Source organism: Paraburkholderia sp. SARCC-3016 (assembly GCF_031119615.1).
Lineage (GTDB): Bacteria > Pseudomonadota > Gammaproteobacteria > Burkholderiales > Burkholderiaceae > Paraburkholderia.
Genome location: NZ_JAVHZD010000023.1, coordinates 41101 through 57733 on the forward strand (window position 1 = coordinate 41101; position 16633 = coordinate 57733).

Genomic DNA, 16633 nt, shown 5'->3' on the forward strand with positions numbered 1-16633 from the left:
CCACCCTATGCGCCGACCCCCTCGAGAATCTCGTCATGCGATTCGCGCTCGGCCAGATATTCGGTGCGGTAACCGGTATGCACACCCCAGTAATTAAACACCAGCGCACAGACGATCACGACGATCATGTCCCACCCATATGGCAGCACGTCGAGACCGCCGAACTGTTTGCTGCCGATCAGCGACAGCACCGCCATCGTCGGCAGGTAGGCCACGAGCCACCACGCAGCCTTCAGATCGCGGCCCCAGCCTGCAAAGCCGGCCTTCGCCTGATAGTAGAAGTACACGGGCAGCGCGACGATCATCAGCAGGATGATTTCGCCGGTCAGCGGCCATTTCGCCCAGTACAGGATCAGCGACGCGCAGACAAATGCGAACGGTGCGATCACCTTCATGCCGGCGATCTGCAGCGGGCGCTCGAGGTCGGTTGCAGTACGGCGCAGCGCCATCAGACTGATCGGGCCCGTCAGATACGAGATGACCGTCGCGACCGAAATCACCGCCGCGAGCGAACTCCAGCCGCGGAAGAAGAACAGGAAGATAAACGACACGAGCAGGTTGAACCACATGGCCATACGCGGCACGCCGTAGAGCGGATGCACGACGCCGAACATCTTCGGCAGCGTGTTATTGCGCTCCATTGCGTAGATCATTCGCGTGGTGGTGGCCATATACGTCGTGCCGGTGCCGCTCGGGCTCACGAACGCGTCGACGTAGAGAAGAATTGCGAGCCAGTTCAGGTTCAGCGCGATCGCCAGTTCCGCGAACGGCGACGCAAACGTGAAGTGGCTCCAGCCCTTCATCACATCGGCCGGATTGACCGCGCCGATGTAGGCGATCTGCAGCAGCACGTAGATCACAAGCGCAAGCAGGATCGAACCGATCACCGCAAACGGCACGCTCTTCGCGGGATTGCGCGCTTCACCCGCGAGGTTGACCGGGCTCTGAAATCCGTTGAACGCGAAGACGATGCCGCTCGTCGCCACCGCGGTGAGCACCGCCGACCAGCCGTACGGCGCAAACGTGCTCGCCTCGCCGAAGTTCTCACGATGAAAACCGGTCAGCAGGAGACCAAGAATCGTCGCACCGGGGATGATGAACTTGAAGACGGTAATCGCGGAGTTCGCGTGCGCGAACAGTTTCACGCCCCAGTAGTTCAACAGGAAATAGACGATCACGAGCGCGGCGGACAGCAATAACCCGTTTGCCGTCAGCGATCCGTTGACGAAGAGCGCATGCGCCCAAGGGTAAGGCCACGTGCTCATGTACTGGATCGATGCCTCGGCCTCGATCGGGATCACCGACACAATCGCGATCCAGTTCGCCCACGCGCTGATGAATCCGACGAGTGCGCCGTGCGAATAGCGCGCGTAGCGCACCATACCGCCCGACTCGGGCAGCATCGCGCCGAGTTCCGCATAGGTGAGCGCGATCGCGAGTATCACCACCGCGCCGATCACCCATGCACAAATGGCTGCCGGTCCCGCAATTTTTGCCGCCTTCCAGGCGCCGAACAGCCACCCGGACCCGATGATCGAACCGAGGCCGGTCAACAGCAGCGCGATCGGCCCGATTTTCCGTTGAATAGAACTTGTCACGTCTTCTCCTGATCTCTGAGACCGTCTCGAAGGACCGCGCCGACTACAGATTGAGCACCGGCCGCCGCCCACGTTACGCACGCTTCGGGCCACCCGGGACAACGTCAAGGACAACTGCGCACACAACTGTCAATGACGCGATGCGATGGGTGCAACCGTCAACGAGGCGCGTAGTGTAACGGTTGCACCTGCCGTTGAATACGAAAAATCGATTCGTTCCTACAAAAAACTCGCGCGATTTGCAAGCTTTGTAAACACAGTTTCTGGCATAAAGCGTTAATGCCTGTGAAGAAGACGGGGACACTATTGACCTTCTCTCGAAATGACCGTATAAAGATCGGGCAGGATTTCAAGTGGCGAGTGAATTGGTCTTTTGGTTGGTTCGCCCATCAGCGGTACTCCGGCTGGTCCTATTACCCCTTCCTTGATTTTCGTGCACCCCTACAGGCTTCGGCCTTATTTACCTCTTTTAGGAAAAAGTAATATGGAAACCGGTACCGTCAAGTGGTTCAATGACGCTAAGGGCTTTGGCTTTATCACCCCGGACGGCGGCGGCGAAGATCTGTTCGCGCATTTCTCGGAAATCCGCATCGAAGGCTTCAAGACGCTCCAGGAAAACCAGAAGGTCACGTTTGAAGTGAAGACGGGCCCGAAGGGCAAGCAGGCCGCTAACATCAAGCCGGCCTAAGCTGTATGTCCTGGGGGAGACCCCAGGAATACCAGGAAAAACCCCGCATAAGCGGGGTTTTTTGCATTTGTCGGCAGCTATTGTCTGTCGTTTGGCGCGGGAGGAGTATCGCGTTACGCGGCTGCGTGTACAGACAAAGCCCGGCGCGCGCGACTTCCGCTTAGCTGAACACGCGTTGCGCGTGGATGCCGAGGCCCGTGGCCACGCTGGCAAGCCGGTCGCCGAACACCGGCCGCGCCTCGGGAAACGCCGCGGAAAGCGCGCCGGAAAGAAACGCGAGCCCCGTCGAACCGCCGGTGAAATACAGCGCACCGACGTCGCGGTCGGCAACGCCTGCGGCCTGCACCGTATCGCGCGCCGCCTGAACGATGCGTCGCGTTTCTTCCTTGCCCGCTTCGATCAGTTGCGCTTCGTCGAATGCCACGCGCAGGTCGTCTTCGACCATCTCCAGATCGATCAGCGTCTCGCCGCCCGCCGCGACACCGATTTTCGCCTCTTCCGCGCAAGCGGCCAGCGCATGCCCGAGACGCCGCTCGACGACTCTCATCAGCCGGTCGTGACGACACGTGTCCGTGTACAGGTGCCTGATCAGCGCAAGTTCGCCGACACGCTTCGGCGCGTAAACGGTATTGATCAGATGCCACGTCGCGAGATCGAAGTAGATGCGGTTCGGCACCTCGCGGCCCTCGGGATCGAGGGCCCGGTAGCCGAGCTCCGTCAGGATCGTCGTCAGCTCGACGCGCCGGTCGAAATCGGTGCCTGCGACATGGACGCCGTGATGGGCGAGCACGTCGTCCTTGCGCTCGATGCGCGCCATCCGCTGCGGCCCGACGCGCACGAGCGAAAAGTCCGATGTGCCGCCGCCGATATCGGCCACCAGCACGAGCTGCTCTTCCGTCAGATGCGATTCGTAGTCGAACGCGGCCGCGATCGGCTCATACTGGAACTGGATGTCGCGAAATCCGACCGTGCGTGCGGCGGCTTCGAGCTGTTGCTGCGCGAGACGGTCGGCGCGCGGATCGTCGTCGACGAAGAACACCGGGCGGCCGAGCACCGCGCGCTCGAGCGTGACGCCGGCGCCCGCTTCCGCATGCCGCTTCAGATGCGTGAGAAAGATCGCGATCACGTCCGTGTATCGGATCGCGCTGCCATCACCGAGCTCGGTCGTGCTGTCGGCGAGCGCCGAGCCGAGAATACTCTTCATCGAGCGCATCAGGCGGCCGTCGAAGCCATCGATGTACGCTTCGAGCGCGGCGCGCCCGTATTCGCGGGTGTTTTCGTCGGTATTGAAGAACACCGCGGTCGGCAGCGTCGTGTACGCGCCTTCGACCGGCGCGAGCCGCAGCGCGCCGTTGTCGGGCACCGCGACCGCCGAATTCGACGTACCGAAGTCAATCGCGCAAAAGGTCATGAGGACATCGCTGGCTGACGGCGCGCTGCGCCGCCCGCACCCGCGCGAACGAGAGAAGGGACGGGCTTTTTAGCACGAAAGGGAGACCTGCGGCAACCCGTGATGCGGATTCGCGTGCCCGCCGCGCGAACCCGGCGTGTGTCGAGGCAGGCTGCGGCAGCGAACGGCCGGGTCACGGCAAGCCGTCGCAAGCAACCGCGCGCCGCGGAACGAAAGTTGCGGAAACCCGGTTCGCCGGATGCCGAAAGCTTCGCTTGCGCTGCGCGCAGTCTTCTTGCCAGACTATTTGCCAACGGGCGTACGCCGACAGCCTCCGCCCGCCAACGAAAATGGAGACCCGCCGCCATGTCCGAACCGCCCGCCGCAACGGCACGCGCAGAGTCGGCATCATCTTCGATCGTCGAGACGGACCTGCCCTCGCGGCTCGACCGCCTGCCGTGGGGCCGCTTTCACACGATGGTCGTCTTCGCGCTCGGCGTCACGTGGCTGCTCGACGGACTCGAGGTGACACTGGCCGGCGCGGTGGCGAGTGCATTGAAATCGAGCTCGTCGTTGCATTTCAACAATGCGGAAATCGGCCTCGCGGGCAGCGCGTATATTGCCGGCGCCGTGCTCGGCGCCCTCGGCTTCGGCTGGCTGACCGATCGTCTCGGGCGGCGCAAGCTGTTCTTTATCACGCTCGGGCTGTATCTCGCCGCGACGGCGGCGACCGCGTTCTCGTGGAATCTTGCGACTTTCCTGCTGTTCCGCTTCCTGACCGGCGCGGGCATCGGCGGCGAGTACACGGCCATCAATTCGACGATCCAGGAGTTCACGCCCGCACGCGTGCGCGGCTGGACCGATCTTGCGATCAACGGCACGTTCTGGGTTGGCGCGGGACTCGGCGCCGCAGGCTCGCTCGTACTGCTCGACCCTGGACTCATGCCGCCCGACTGGGGGTGGCGCGCGTGCTTCCTGATCGGCGCGGTGCTCGCGCTCGCGATCCTGCCGATGCGCAGGTGGATTCCCGAGAGTCCGCGCTGGCTCCTCACTCACGGCGAAGCGCATGAAGCACGTGCGGTGGTCGAAGAAATCGAAGCGCGCTTTCGCCACGAAGGGCATCCGCTGAAAGGCACCGAAACGTTGAAGCGTCTGCGCTTGCGCGCGCGTGAACACACGACACTGCGCGAAGTGTTCGACACGCTATTCGTGCGACATCGGCAGCGCGCGCTCGTCGGCCTGTCGCTGATGACGGCGCAGGCGTTCTGCTACAACGCGATCTTCTTCACCTATGCGCTCGTGCTGACCGACTTTTACGGCGTGCCCGGCGATCATATCGGCTGGTACCTGCTGCCTTTCGCACTCGGCAACTTTCTCGGACCGCTTCTGCTCGGGCGGCTCTTCGACGTGATCGGCCGGCGCAAGATGATCACGACAACCTATGCCCTTTCCGCCGTGCTGCTGACCGTGAGCGGCTACATGTTCGAGCAGCACTGGCTGACGGTCACGACGCAGACGATCTCGTGGATGGTGATTTTCTTTTTCGCTTCGGCTGCGGCGAGCTCCGCGTATCTGACCGTCAGCGAGTCGTTTCCGCTTGAAATCCGCGCGCTGGCAATCGCGGTGTTCTATGCGTTCGGCACCGCGCTAGGCGGCATCGTCGGACCGGCGTTCTTTGGACGCCTGATCGATACTCATCAACGCGGCGAGGTGTTTTCCGGGTACCTCGTCGGTGCGGCGCTCATGCTGGCCGCGGCGCTGATTGCGGCGATATGGGGAGTCGACGCGGAGCGGCGTTCGCTAGAAAGCGTCGCGGCGCCGTTGTCCGCGGTTGAAGATGACTGACGCGGCCCGGACTACGTCAGGCGAGTGTGCGACGCGATCTGCGTGGCGCGATCTGCGGCTATCGCATTGCGCGCCTAGAACGTCTTTTTCCACGCTCCCGCGAACGCAATCTCCGTAAGCGGCAAGCGCGTGCGTACCGATTTCTCGCGTTCGCGCAGCACCGGGTCGAGTTTGTCGACTTCGCCGAAGTGTCCGAGCGCGATCATCGAAATTACTTCGACGTCGTCGGGAATATCGAATGTGCGACGGAACGCCCCGACGTCGAAGCCGCTCATCTGATGGGCGGCGAGGCCAAGCGCGTGTGCCTGCAGGACGAGCGCCATGGCAGCCGCGCCTGCGTCATATGACGCGCAACGGTTGACGCTGCCCTTGTTTGTCAACGTATGTGCCGTGACGGCGATCAGCACGGGCACCGCGCCGTTCCATCCCTGATTGAAGGGCACGAGTGTCGAGAATGCTTTCTTGAACGCGACTTCATCGACACCGCGATCGAACACGATAAAGCGCCACGGCTGCCCGTTGAATGCCGATGGCGCCCAGCGCGCCGCTTCGAGCACAGTCTGAAGATGCTCGCGGCTCACCGGCTGGTTCGAAAATGCGCGCGGGCTCCAGCGGCTCGCCAACAATTCTTCAATGGGGACTTCGGTCGCAGCGACTTTCTTGGTCATGTGCATCTCGCGGTCGTTGTGCATGAACGATCGATCATTGCGCAGTGGCCGGATAGGATAACCCGGAACGCCAGCGCCAAACCGGCGATCGATCTGCTCATGCACACGCGCAAGCAGCGGCGACTGCGAGACAGCGGGACTGCATGATGCCGCGACATCTGTCAGACGGCCTGAACCGCTGCACCTCGCGGACGACGATTGATGCGCAGCACGATCACCGCGGCAATCAGGCACAAGCCACCCGAGATCATCGAGGCAACCGTGTAGGTGCCGAGACTCGAGCGCAGCATCCCGGCGCCGAGCGCGGCAAATGCCGCACCGAGCTGGTGTCCGGCCACGACCCAGCCGAATACGACCGGCGCCGACTCCTTGCCGTAGACATCGGTCGCAAGACGCACGGTAGGCGGCACCGTCGCGATCCAGTCGAGGCCGTAGAACACGGCGAAAAGCGGCAGGCCGAAGAAGTCGATGCCAAACGCATGCGGCAGGTAGATGAGCGACAACCCGCGCAGGCCGTAGTACCAGAACAGCAGCACGCGCGAGTTGAAGCGATCGGACAGCCAGCCCGACAGCGTCGTACCGAAGAGATCGAAGATACCCATCGCGGCGAGCAGCGAAGCGCCCTGCACTTCGGAGAGACCGTAGTCGCCGCACATCGCGATCAGATGCGTGCCGATGTAGCCGTTCGTGCTCGCGCCGCAAATAAAGAAGCTGAAGAACAGCAGCCAGAAGTCGCGCGTTTTGCTCGCGGATGCAAGCGTGCCGAACGCGATCGCGAGCGGGTTCTGTTTCGACTGGTCGGCTTTCAACGGCGCATCGGCGGGCTCGCCGTACGGACGCAAGGTCAGATCGGCGGGACGCTCGGGCAGCAGCAACGCAACGAGCGGCAGCACGACACCGGCTGCGAGCGCGACGACCCACACGACCGGCCGCCAGCCATGGTGCTCGGCGATGGCGGCCAGCATCGGCAGGAACACGAGCTGCCCGGTCGCCGAGCTCGCCGTGAGGATGCCCATCACAAGCCCGCGGCGCTTCGTAAACCAGCGGTTGACGACGGTCGCCGACAACGTCAGCGCCGCGACACCAGTCGACCCGCCCACCATCACGCCCCACACAAGCACCATCTGCCACGGCGCCGTCATCATCGACGACAGCGCGACGCCGGCTCCCATCAGGGCAAGCGCGGCGAGCAGCGTGGGACGTACACCGAAGCGCTGCATCGCGGCCGCCGCGAACGGGCCCGTCAGCCCGTACAGTGCGATATTCACCGAAATGGCGAGCGAGATCGTCGCGCGGCTCCAGCCGAATTCGTGCTCGAGCGGCACCATCATCACGCTCGGCGTCGCACGCGTGCCGGCTGCCGCCAGCAGCACGAGAAACACGACGGCGACCGCCAGCCAGCCGTAGTGAAAACGCCCTCCGATGAGTCTTGAAGCCCAGTTCATCCGTTGCTCTCCGTTTCGATGGACGCCGCCGCGCAAAGGGACGCACGCGCCGCCGCGACGGTCGGGGTCCGTCGTGATCCGTAGTGGTCCGTGCCGCGCGTCCGAACCTTTTGAATTTCTTAGACTTGAAGCACTTGTGACTGGTCTGTCACAACAGACTTGCGATGATAGTGACCGGTCAGTAACATGTCAAGGCGACTCATTCGGTATTTGCACACTGTCATGAACGATTCATCACACGCTGAGAAACCACGGAACGCGTCGACGGCTGGCGCCGAAAAACAGCCGCCGTCGCAAACCGGCGCACGCGCGACGCCGCGTCGTTCGCAAACCGCGGGGAGCGAAGCGCAAGAACAGTTGCTGCGCGCCGCGACCGAACTGTTCTACCGCGAAGGCGTGCGCGCGGTCGGCGTCGATACGGTCGTCGAGCGCGCGGGCGTGAACAAGATGAGTCTCTATCGGCGGTTTTCGTCGAAGGACGACCTGGTCGTGGCATGGCTCGAACAGGCCGACCGCGAGTTTTTCGAGCGCCTCGAGCGCCGCATTGCAAAGCATTCGGGCGATGCGGCCAAACAGCTGAACTACTATTTTTCGGACCTCGCGCAGCGCGCGTCTTCACCCGATTACCGGGGCTGTCCGTTCGTCAATGTATCGGTGGAGTTCCCCGACGCGTCGCACCCGGCCCGGCTATGTGTGAACCGCAATAAGGCAAAGCTTGTCGCGAGGCTCAACGAACTGGCTGCAGAAGCGGGCGCGCGCGAGCCCGCGGCGCTCGCGGACGCGCTCGCATTGCTGATCGAAGGCATCTATGCGGCAAGTCAGACCTACGGTCCGGGCTGCGGGCCGATCGCGGCGGCGCCGGCCGTTGCCGCGCAACTGATCGCGGCCGCGTGCGCCGACGCGCCGGTAAAATAGCGGCTTCGCCGTCCTGTCCCTCGCAGTGCCCGCTATGCCGACGTCCTCGCCGCCCGCCGATTCCGATTCACACGATGCGATCATTGCCGAGACGCGGCACTGGCTCACGCGCGCGGTAATCGGCCTCAATCTGTGTCCGTTTGCCAAAGCGGTGCATGCGAAAGACCAGATCCGCTATGCGGTCAGCGATGCAGCGGACATCGAAGGCGTGCTGGCCGACCTCGAAAGCGAGCTACGCAATCTGGCGGACGCATCTGCTGCCGCCGTCGATACGACGCTGCTGATTGTTCCGCATGCGCTCGCCGATTTCCTCGAATACAACGATTGCCTGTATTTCGCGGACCGGATGCTGAAGGCGCTGCGTCTCGAAGGCACGCTGCAGATCGCGAGTTTCCACCCGCGCTATCAGTTCGAAGGCAGCGAGCCGGACGACATCGAAAACTATACGAATCGCTCGCCCTATCCGATCCTGCATCTGCTGCGCGAAGCGAGCATCGAACGCGCGGTCGATGCGTTTCCCGATGCTGCCGACATCTACGAGCGCAATCAGGAAACCTTGCGTCGGCTGGGCCAGCAAGGCTGGCAGCAATGGATGGCGGCGCAAACCGATACCGGCTGATTCGCAAGGCACGGCCGCGCTCGCATGCTCACGCGTCGACGAAAAACCGCTCGCGCAATTCGTTAAGCCCGAACGTATCCATCACTTCGTGCAGCCGCTCGGTGGGCTTGCGTCGCGGCAAGTCTTTGTAGTGCGCGATGATCAGCTCGTTTTTCATCGAGTGTTCCCAGCCGACGAGTTCAGTGACGTTCACCTGATAACCATGCGCCTCGAGCTGCAGACAGCGCAGCACATTGGTGATCTGGCTGCCGAATTCACGCGTATGCAGCGGGTGGCGCCAGATTTCGGTCAGTGCGCTGCCAAGCGACTTGCTCTTGTTGCGCTTTAACACGCCCGCGACCTCCGCCTGGCAGCACGGCACCACGACGACATACTTCGCGCGCTTTTCGAGCGAGAAGCGGATCGCATCGTCGGTGGCGGTGTTGCATGCGTGCAGCGCGGTCACGATATCGACGGTCGGCGGCAACCGGTCGGACTCGATCGACTCGGCCACCGACAGATTCAGAAACGACATTCCGCTGAATCCGAGGCGCCGTGCCAGTTCCTCCGACTTCGCTACGAGTTCTTCGCGCGTCTCGATGCCGAAGATGTGCGAGTTGTCGCGCAGATCCTTGAAGAAAAGGTCATACAGGATAAAACCGAGGTACGACTTGCCCGCGCCGTGATCGACGAGCGACACCGAGCCGTTCGTTCCCTTCACGTCCTGCAGCAGCGGCTCGATGAACTGAAACAGGTGATAGATCTGCTTGAGCTTGCGACGGCTGTCCTGATTCATCTTGCCGTCGCGTGTCAGGATATGCAGCTCCTTTAGAAGCTCGACGGATTGATCGGGTCGGATCTCGTAATTTTTACCGGACATCGACTGGCGTGCCACCGATTGCATGAAAAACGTGCGTCAGGCGACGGAAGAAAGAGGAAGTTCCTGTCAGTTTACCGAAAAGCGCCGCGGGCTTCGCCGTTCGCGGCGTTTAAAAACGGTGCACGAACAGGGACGTAGGAACGCTTCATGCAGCGCTGGACCCCATCGAGGGCGCTACATCGGCGGAGCAATGCGAATGTGACGCCCGCGCGCCACAACGCGCGTAAAGCCATCGGGACCACGAGCCCCGCTGAGCTGGCGCGCGAAATAACGACCAAAGCTGCCGGCCGCACCGGACGATGCGGTGAACCGGCGACTTCGGGGGAAGTCGTACCTGTCAGCGTAACCTGCATGGATCCATGCGTAACAGGACGGGGACGAACGTAACCTAACCTGAAGCGTGCCGCGACTGCCCACAGTAAGCGCGCTCAGATCAGAAGAGGCGGCAATGGATACGACACCCAACGGAAACGCGGAGCAGAAATTTCAGGAACTGCTCGCGAAACTAACAACGACTCCGGAATGGACCGAGAAACAGCAGCTCGAGCTCGAAATGGCGCGCGATATCTCGGTCGAGATGCTGCGCCTCGCTGAAGTCATGCGAGACGGCAGCGTCGATCTGGAGACGGTCCTGATCATGCTCAAGTACGCCAAGGTGCTCGACTTCGTGATGACGACGCTCGCGTCCCGGCGCGACATCAAACCGCAAACGCTGCGGGTGATCTTCAAGCTTGCGGGGTTGAAGGTCGACGAGGCGTACCCTGGCTGAATGGCCGCGAACGGATCGCGGCAAACGGAAGCGCGGACTCGCACCGGCTGCGACTACCCGTACTGCGATGACGCCGGATCAGGCGCGCCGTCGCATTGACGCGCACTGAAGGCACGCACGCTTGACGCGGCTTACAAGGCTGTCGCGCCTTCTCGCCGCGCTCGCATAGGGCGTGGGCAATCGGCTATTCTTTGGTCGTTCGCACAAGAAAAGCGTGCATGCGGCCCTCGCTCGAGGCGCCGCGCGATAGCCCGAAGACAACCGCTCTGCCCAACGTCCCCGTTCCGAGGCCAGCCCATGCCAACTGAATCAGTTGCCGCGCAATCCATTCACTCCACCATCCGCCTTCATCCGAACGACGATGTGATCATCGCGACCCGGCAACTCGTGCCGGGCACGCGCATCGACGCGGAGGACCTCGTCGTCACCGGGCTGGTTCCGCCCGGCCACAAGGTTGCGGCACGCGCGATTGCCAAGGGCGAGCCGGTCAAGCGCTACAACCAGATCATCGGCGTTGCGCGCGATGCGATCGCGCGCGGGCAGCATGTGCACGTGCACAACCTCGGCATGGCGGAGTTTGCGCGCGAACACGAGTTCGGCATCGATGTGCATGCAACGGATTACGCCGCCGAACCCGCGCATTTCATGGGCATTCGCCGCGCGGACGGCCGCGTGGCGACACGCAATTTCATCGGCGTGCTGACGAGCGTCAACTGTTCGGCAACCGTTGCGCGCGCCATTGCCGACTACTTTCGGCGCGACGTGCATCCGCAGGCGCTCGCCGACTACCCGAACGTCGACGGCGTGATCGCGCTGACGCACGGCCTAGGCTGCGGCATCGACACGCTCGGCGAAGGCATGAAGATTCTGCGCCGCACGCTGGCCGGCTATGCCGTGCATCCGAACTTCGCCTCGGTGCTGTTCGTCGGCCTGGGCTGCGAAGCGAATCAGATCGGCGGCGTGCTCGAGTCAGGCGGGCTCAAGGACGATCAGCCGAAGCTGCGCAGCTTCACGATTCAGGACAGCGGCGGCACGCGCAAGACGATCGAGCGCGGCATCGCCATGGTGCGCGAGATGCTCGACGATGCGAACCGCGTCACGCGCGAACCGGTGCCGGCGTCGTATCTGAACGTCGGGCTGCAATGCGGCGGGTCCGACGGCTATTCGGGCATTTCGGCCAACCCCGCGCTCGGCGCCGCGGTCGATCGCCTCGTGCGGCACGGCGGCACCGCGATTCTCTCCGAGACGCCCGAAGTCTACGGTGCCGAGCATCTGCTGACGCGGCGCGCGGTGAGCCGCGAAGTCGGCGAAAAGCTGCTCGCGCGCATCGCGTGGTGGCAAGACTACTGTGCGCGCAACGACGCCGCGCTCGACAACAACCCGTCGGCCGGCAACAAGGTGGGCGGCCTCACGACGATCCTCGAAAAATCGCTCGGCGCGGTCGCAAAAGGCGGCACGACGAATCTCGTCGACGTCTACGAATACGCGCAGCCGATCACCGCGAAGGGCTTCGTGTTCATGGATTCGCCCGGCTACGACCCGATGTCGGCAACCGGTCAGGTCGCGTCGGGCGCGAATCTGATCTGCTTCACGACTGGCCGCGGTTCCGCATACGGCTGCGCGCCGTCACCGTCGCTGAAGCTCGCCACCAACACGGCGCTGTGGGAGCGGCAGCAGGACGACATGGACATCAACTGCGGCGGCGTGATCGACGGCACCGCGTCGATCGACGAACTCGGCGCAGCGATTTTCCGGATGATGCTCGATTGCGCATCGGGCGTTCGGTCGAAAAGCGAGCTGCACGGGTATGGGCAGAACGAGTTCGTGCCGTGGCAAGTAGGCGTGGTGACCTGAAACGCGCGCCGGTTTCCCGCTCACGTTCCGCGTGCCGTTTCGACGGGCGGTGTGCCGTTGTGGAACATCGTCTTCAGTTGCGAGCGCAGTTCGGGCGAGTCCGTGTGGTTGTGCACCGCGACTGCGTGCTGCACGGCGGCTTCGAGCAACTCGCTTTCCGAGTCGGCGCATAACGCGACCGAACATGCAATGTCGCTCGGATATTCGCGACAATCGATAAATACGCGGCTCATGGCAGTACTCCTCACATCAATGAATGCGCACGCGGTGTGACGCCTGCCGGTCTGTGCGATCGAACCGCAACGCAGGTTCGCTTCGTTCGATCAGATGACAGGGAGCGTGTGCGCGGGGGAATGACGCGAAGCGCGTCCAATGGAGGGTTGTCAAAAAGTATAGGTCGAGATGCGACAAAAATAAGGGCGCTGCCAGACGGCTGTCCTTTGTCAGACCTCGAAGCGCTTCGAAAGGCGATCGTTGCACAATACGACGGTCCTGATCGCGAACCGGGCAATGGGGCATGGGGGGCCATTGGGCCATTGGGCCGCCCTGCACGCGTATGGGAAAATGCGGGCGCCGCCTGACGGCGCGCTTCATACGTAACCGGTGTCGGGCGCGCCTTTCCGACACCACACACTCTCTCTTCTTTGCCACGCATGTCGATTTTGCATGACCGCCATAGCGTCGCCGTCATCGGCGGCGGCCCCGCCGGACTGATGGCGGCCGAAGCGCTCGTCCAGCACGGCGTACAGGTCGACGTCTACGATGCGATGCCGTCGGTCGGGCGCAAATTTCTGATGGCCGGCAAGGGCGGGATGAACATTACGCATTCGGAACCGCTCGACCGCTTCATCGCGCGATATGGCAAACGCCACGCGCAGATCGGACGGCTCTTCGACCGCTTCGGTCCCGATGCATTGCGCGCCTGGACGAGCGAGCTCGGCGTCGACACCTTCGTCGGCAGCTCCGGGCGCGTGTTTCCGACCGACATGAAAGCCGCACCGCTGCTGCGCGCCTGGCTGCACCGGCTGCGCACGTCGGGCGTGCGTTTTCACATGCGGCACAAATGGGTGGGCTGGGACGCGCCGGGCGGCCGCGCGCGGCACGCACTGCGCCTTGCGACGCCGGCCGGCGAGGAGGTCCTGCACACCGATGCGGTGATCCTCGCGCTTGGCGGCGGCAGCTGGCCGCGTCTGGGCTCCGACGCATCGTGGGTGCCGCTGCTCGAAGCGCGCAATGTGCCGGTCGCGCCGCTCGCGCCTTCGAACTGCGGCTTCGACAGGGACTGGAGCCAACCGTTTCGCGAACGCTTTGCGGGTCAGCCGGTGAAGGCGGTGGCGATCTCGGTGACCGACATCGACAACGAGGTGCAGCACCGGCAAGGCGAGTTCGTCATCACGACGACGGGGGTCGAAGGCAGTCTCGTCTATGCGCTGTCAGGCGCGATTCGCGAACGCATGCAGGCGGACGGCGAGGCGGTCATTCAGCTCGATCTCGCACCGGGGCTCTCGCGAGAGCGGGTGATCGACGAAGTCGTGCGGCCGCGCGGCTCGCGTTCGATGTCGAGTCATCTGCAAAGCCGTATCGGCATTGCGGGTGTGAAACTCGGCTTGCTGCACGAGTGTTTGTCGAAACAGGACTACTTCGATATCGAACGCGTGGCGCGCGCGATCAAGGCGCTGCCGCTGCGGCTCGAGCGCGCGCGGCCGATCGAAGAGGCGATCAGCAGCGCGGGTGGCGTGCCGTTCGAAGCGCTCGATTCGCATCTGATGATTCGCGAGCTGCCCGGCGTGTTCTGCGCGGGTGAGATGCTCGATTGGGAGGCGCCCACCGGCGGCTATCTGTTGACTGCGTGTTTTGCAAGCGGTCTGGCGGCGGGGATGGGCGCGTTGAGTTACCTGGCGAGTGCGGGGCGATAAGGTTGTTGGTTGTTCGTCTCGCGTTGACCGTCGCGTTGCGCTGCGTTGGGCGCGTGGGGCACGTCGGCCACGTTGACGCTACCGTGCCTTCAAACGCCAAAGCGAGGTCACCTCGGCCGCGCGCGACGCATGCAGCGGGTCGGACGAATCGGTTGCCTTCGGATGACGCGGCCGGATGTCCTCGCGTCCCGCGACTGCGAGCCCCGCACGATCGATCGCCGAGAGCAGATCGTCGCGCGTGCGCAAGCCGAGGTGCTCCGCGAAGTCGGACAGGATCAGCCACCCTTCGCCGCCCGGCTCGAGGTGTTCCGCGAGGCCGTTGAGAAAGCCGAGCAGCATCCGGCTCTCGTGATCGTAGATCGCGTGTTCGATCGGCGACGCCGGCCGCGCCGGCAACCACGGCGGATTGCACACGACAAGCGGCGCACGGCCTGACGGAAACAGATCCGCTTCGACGACTTCCACGCGGTCCGCGTAGCCGAGCCGCTCGATGTTTTCGCGTGCACACGCGAGCGCGCGCGGGTCCTGATCGGTTGCGACGATCTTCCCGACGCCGCGCTTCGCAAGCACTGCGGACAGCACGCCGGTCCCGGTGCCGATATCGAACGCCATCTTCAGCGACGGCAACGGCAGGCGCGCGACGAGATCGACATATTCGCCGCGCACCGGCGAAAACACGCCGTAGTGCGGGTGAATGCGTTCACCGAGCGCGGAAATCTCGACGCCCTTCTTGCGCCATTCGCGCGCGCCGATCAGACCGAGCAGTTCGCGTAACGACACCACGGAGTCCTCGCTGCCCGGCGCACCGTACGCTTCGGCGCACGCGCTCTGCACATTCGGCGCGCGACGCAACGGAATCGTGTAATCGGCGTCGAGCGGAATCAGCAGCATGCCAAGCGTGCGTGCGCGCTGCGATTGCGCTTGCCGGTGCAGGTTGAACGCGTCGAGCGTCGAGGACGCGCGCTTCGGCGGCTTGCGTTCGAGACGGCGTGTCATTGCCTGCAGCAGTTGGCGCGCGTTCTGGAAGTCGCCGCGCCAAAGCAACGCGGTGCCCTCGCATGCGAGTCGATAGGCGGAATCGGCCGTCGTGCGGTCGTCGGCGAGTACGACGCGTTTCGGCGGCGGCACGCCCGCTTCGGAGCGCCAGCGGGCAGACTGCGGACCGTCGGCTTCGGGCCAGCTGATCGTGGCGGAAGCGTTGGGAACAGCGGAAGAATCGGCGGATGTTGTCATGATCGGACGAGAGCGGCGAAAGACATTATGCAGCAGTGTCTTCGTCGCCCGCCGGGGCGCGAAAGTGCCGCCGCGAGAAAACGAATGGACGAATGGGAATGGCGGCGAAACAAAAAAGCGGACCCCGGTGGGGTCCGCTCGCGTCCGCTTCTCGATACTGGTGCCGGCTGCAGGACTCGAACCCGCCACCTGATGATTACAAATCAACTGCTCTACCAGATGAGCTAAGCCGGCGTAAGACCGCGATTCTACTTCATTTCACGACCTTGAGGTGACCTCTTCCGCCTTTGCCGCCATCGTCGTCCGGACGCGGACCGTCGTCGCTCTGGGCACCGTCTTGTGCGCCCTGCTCATCGCCGGTGCCGGCAGCATCGAGTGCCGGCGCGGCCTGCGCGCTCGAGCCGGCTTCTTCGGCGGACGCCTCGTCGCCTTCGGCTTCCGAGTCGGTCGCCTCGCCGCCCGTCGAATCGACGGGGAACGCCATGCCCTGCCCGTTTTCTCGTGCGTAGATCGCCAGCACGTTCGCCACCGGCACTTCGATCTTGTGCGACTTGCCGGAGAACCGCGCGCTGAACTCGATCCACTCGTTGCCCATCTGCAACTGGCTCGTCGCCTCGAAGCTGATATTCAGCACGATTTCGTTGTCGCGCACGAACTGGCGCGGCACACGTGTCTGATTGTCGACCCGCACCGCAATATGCGGCGTGTAGCCGTTATCGGTACACCACTCGTACAGCGCGCGCAGCAGGTACGGCTTCGTCGAAATTTCTTGCATCAACAGTCCTCGTGCCGGGCAGGCAGCCACGGCGGCCAACGGGGCCATGGCGGCGGCGT

15 protein-coding genes and 1 tRNA gene are annotated in these 16633 nt (G+C 63.5%); 7 read left to right on the plus strand and 9 right to left on the minus strand.

Annotated elements, in window-relative coordinates:
• Positions 1-5 precede the first annotated feature (5 nt).
• Positions 6-1598: an APC family permease gene (locus QYH69_RS22540; protein WP_308833996.1), complete on the minus strand. Its 1593-nt coding sequence runs from the start codon at positions 1596-1598 to the stop codon at positions 6-8.
• Between the two features lie 484 nt (positions 1599-2082).
• Between QYH69_RS22540 and QYH69_RS22545 the strand changes: the two genes are divergently transcribed.
• Positions 2083-2286, plus strand: a complete 204-nt coding sequence (locus QYH69_RS22545) for a cold-shock protein (RefSeq protein WP_075158275.1) — start codon at positions 2083-2085, stop codon at positions 2284-2286.
• A gap of 160 nt (positions 2287-2446) precedes the next feature.
• Here the strand turns inward: QYH69_RS22545 and QYH69_RS22550 are convergent, their stop codons facing one another.
• Entirely contained in the window at positions 2447-3697 is a 1251-nt protein-coding gene (locus tag QYH69_RS22550; protein WP_308833997.1) for an Hsp70 family protein, read from the minus strand.
• Positions 3698-4042: 345 nt separating this feature from the next.
• On the opposite strand from QYH69_RS22550, the gene QYH69_RS22555 reads away from it, so the two are divergent.
• Complete coding sequence (locus QYH69_RS22555; protein ID WP_308833998.1) at positions 4043-5521, plus strand: MFS transporter; 1479 nt, start codon at positions 4043-4045, stop codon at positions 5519-5521.
• A 74-nt stretch (positions 5522-5595) separates the two neighbouring features.
• Here QYH69_RS22555 and QYH69_RS22560 read toward each other — a convergent pair whose 3' ends face one another.
• Positions 5596-6189 carry a nitroreductase family protein gene (locus tag QYH69_RS22560; RefSeq protein ID WP_308833999.1) on the minus strand — a complete coding sequence of 198 codons (594 nt, stop codon included), beginning with the start codon at positions 6187-6189 and terminating at the stop codon, positions 5596-5598.
• A 161-nt stretch (positions 6190-6350) separates the two neighbouring features.
• The gene (locus tag QYH69_RS22565; RefSeq protein ID WP_308834000.1) at positions 6351-7634 is read right to left on the minus strand and encodes an MFS transporter; all 1284 of its coding nucleotides are present in this window, start codon (positions 7632-7634) and stop codon (positions 6351-6353) included.
• A 222-nt stretch (positions 7635-7856) separates the two neighbouring features.
• Here QYH69_RS22565 and QYH69_RS22570 point away from each other — a divergent pair, with 222 nt between their 5' ends.
• Complete coding sequence (locus tag QYH69_RS22570; RefSeq protein ID WP_308834001.1) at positions 7857-8549, plus strand: TetR/AcrR family transcriptional regulator; 693 nt, start codon at positions 7857-7859, stop codon at positions 8547-8549.
• 34 nt (positions 8550-8583) lie between these two features.
• Positions 8584-9168: a DUF1415 domain-containing protein gene (locus QYH69_RS22575; RefSeq protein WP_308834002.1), complete on the plus strand. Its 585-nt coding sequence runs from the start codon at positions 8584-8586 to the stop codon at positions 9166-9168.
• 28 nt (positions 9169-9196) lie between these two features.
• Here QYH69_RS22575 and QYH69_RS22580 read toward each other — a convergent pair whose 3' ends face one another.
• Positions 9197-10027, minus strand: coding sequence for an SAM-dependent methyltransferase (locus QYH69_RS22580; RefSeq protein WP_308834063.1), 831 nt, complete (start codon positions 10025-10027; stop codon positions 9197-9199).
• Between the two features lie 448 nt (positions 10028-10475).
• Between QYH69_RS22580 and QYH69_RS22585 the strand changes: the two genes are divergently transcribed.
• Together QYH69_RS22585 and QYH69_RS22590 are read left to right on the plus strand one after the other, a co-directional pair.
• Positions 10476-10796, plus strand: a complete 321-nt coding sequence (locus tag QYH69_RS22585; protein WP_075158281.1) for a DNA-binding protein — start codon at positions 10476-10478, stop codon at positions 10794-10796.
• A 297-nt stretch (positions 10797-11093) separates the two neighbouring features.
• Positions 11094-12650 (plus strand): altronate dehydratase family protein, encoded by a 1557-nt coding sequence (locus QYH69_RS22590; protein WP_308834003.1) that lies wholly within the window; start codon positions 11094-11096, stop codon positions 12648-12650.
• A gap of 20 nt (positions 12651-12670) precedes the next feature.
• On the opposite strand, the gene QYH69_RS22595 is transcribed toward QYH69_RS22590, so the two are convergent.
• Complete coding sequence (locus QYH69_RS22595; protein ID WP_308834004.1) at positions 12671-12883, minus strand: DUF1059 domain-containing protein; 213 nt, start codon at positions 12881-12883, stop codon at positions 12671-12673.
• 420 nt (positions 12884-13303) lie between these two features.
• Here QYH69_RS22595 and QYH69_RS22600 point away from each other — a divergent pair, with 420 nt between their 5' ends.
• Positions 13304-14566, plus strand: coding sequence for a TIGR03862 family flavoprotein (locus tag QYH69_RS22600; RefSeq protein WP_308834005.1), 1263 nt, complete (start codon positions 13304-13306; stop codon positions 14564-14566).
• 78 nt (positions 14567-14644) lie between these two features.
• On the opposite strand, the gene QYH69_RS22605 is transcribed toward QYH69_RS22600, so the two are convergent.
• From QYH69_RS22605 to QYH69_RS22615, 3 genes are all read right to left on the minus strand, one after another.
• Complete coding sequence (locus QYH69_RS22605) at positions 14645-15799, minus strand: class I SAM-dependent methyltransferase (RefSeq protein ID WP_308834006.1); 1155 nt, start codon at positions 15797-15799, stop codon at positions 14645-14647.
• Positions 15800-15957: 158 nt separating this feature from the next.
• Positions 15958-16033 (minus strand) — tRNA-Thr (locus tag QYH69_RS22610).
• A 19-nt stretch (positions 16034-16052) separates the two neighbouring features.
• Positions 16053-16574 (minus strand): ClpXP protease specificity-enhancing factor, encoded by a 522-nt coding sequence (locus tag QYH69_RS22615; RefSeq protein ID WP_308834007.1) that lies wholly within the window; start codon positions 16572-16574, stop codon positions 16053-16055.
• Between the last annotated feature and the right edge of the window lie 59 nt (positions 16575-16633).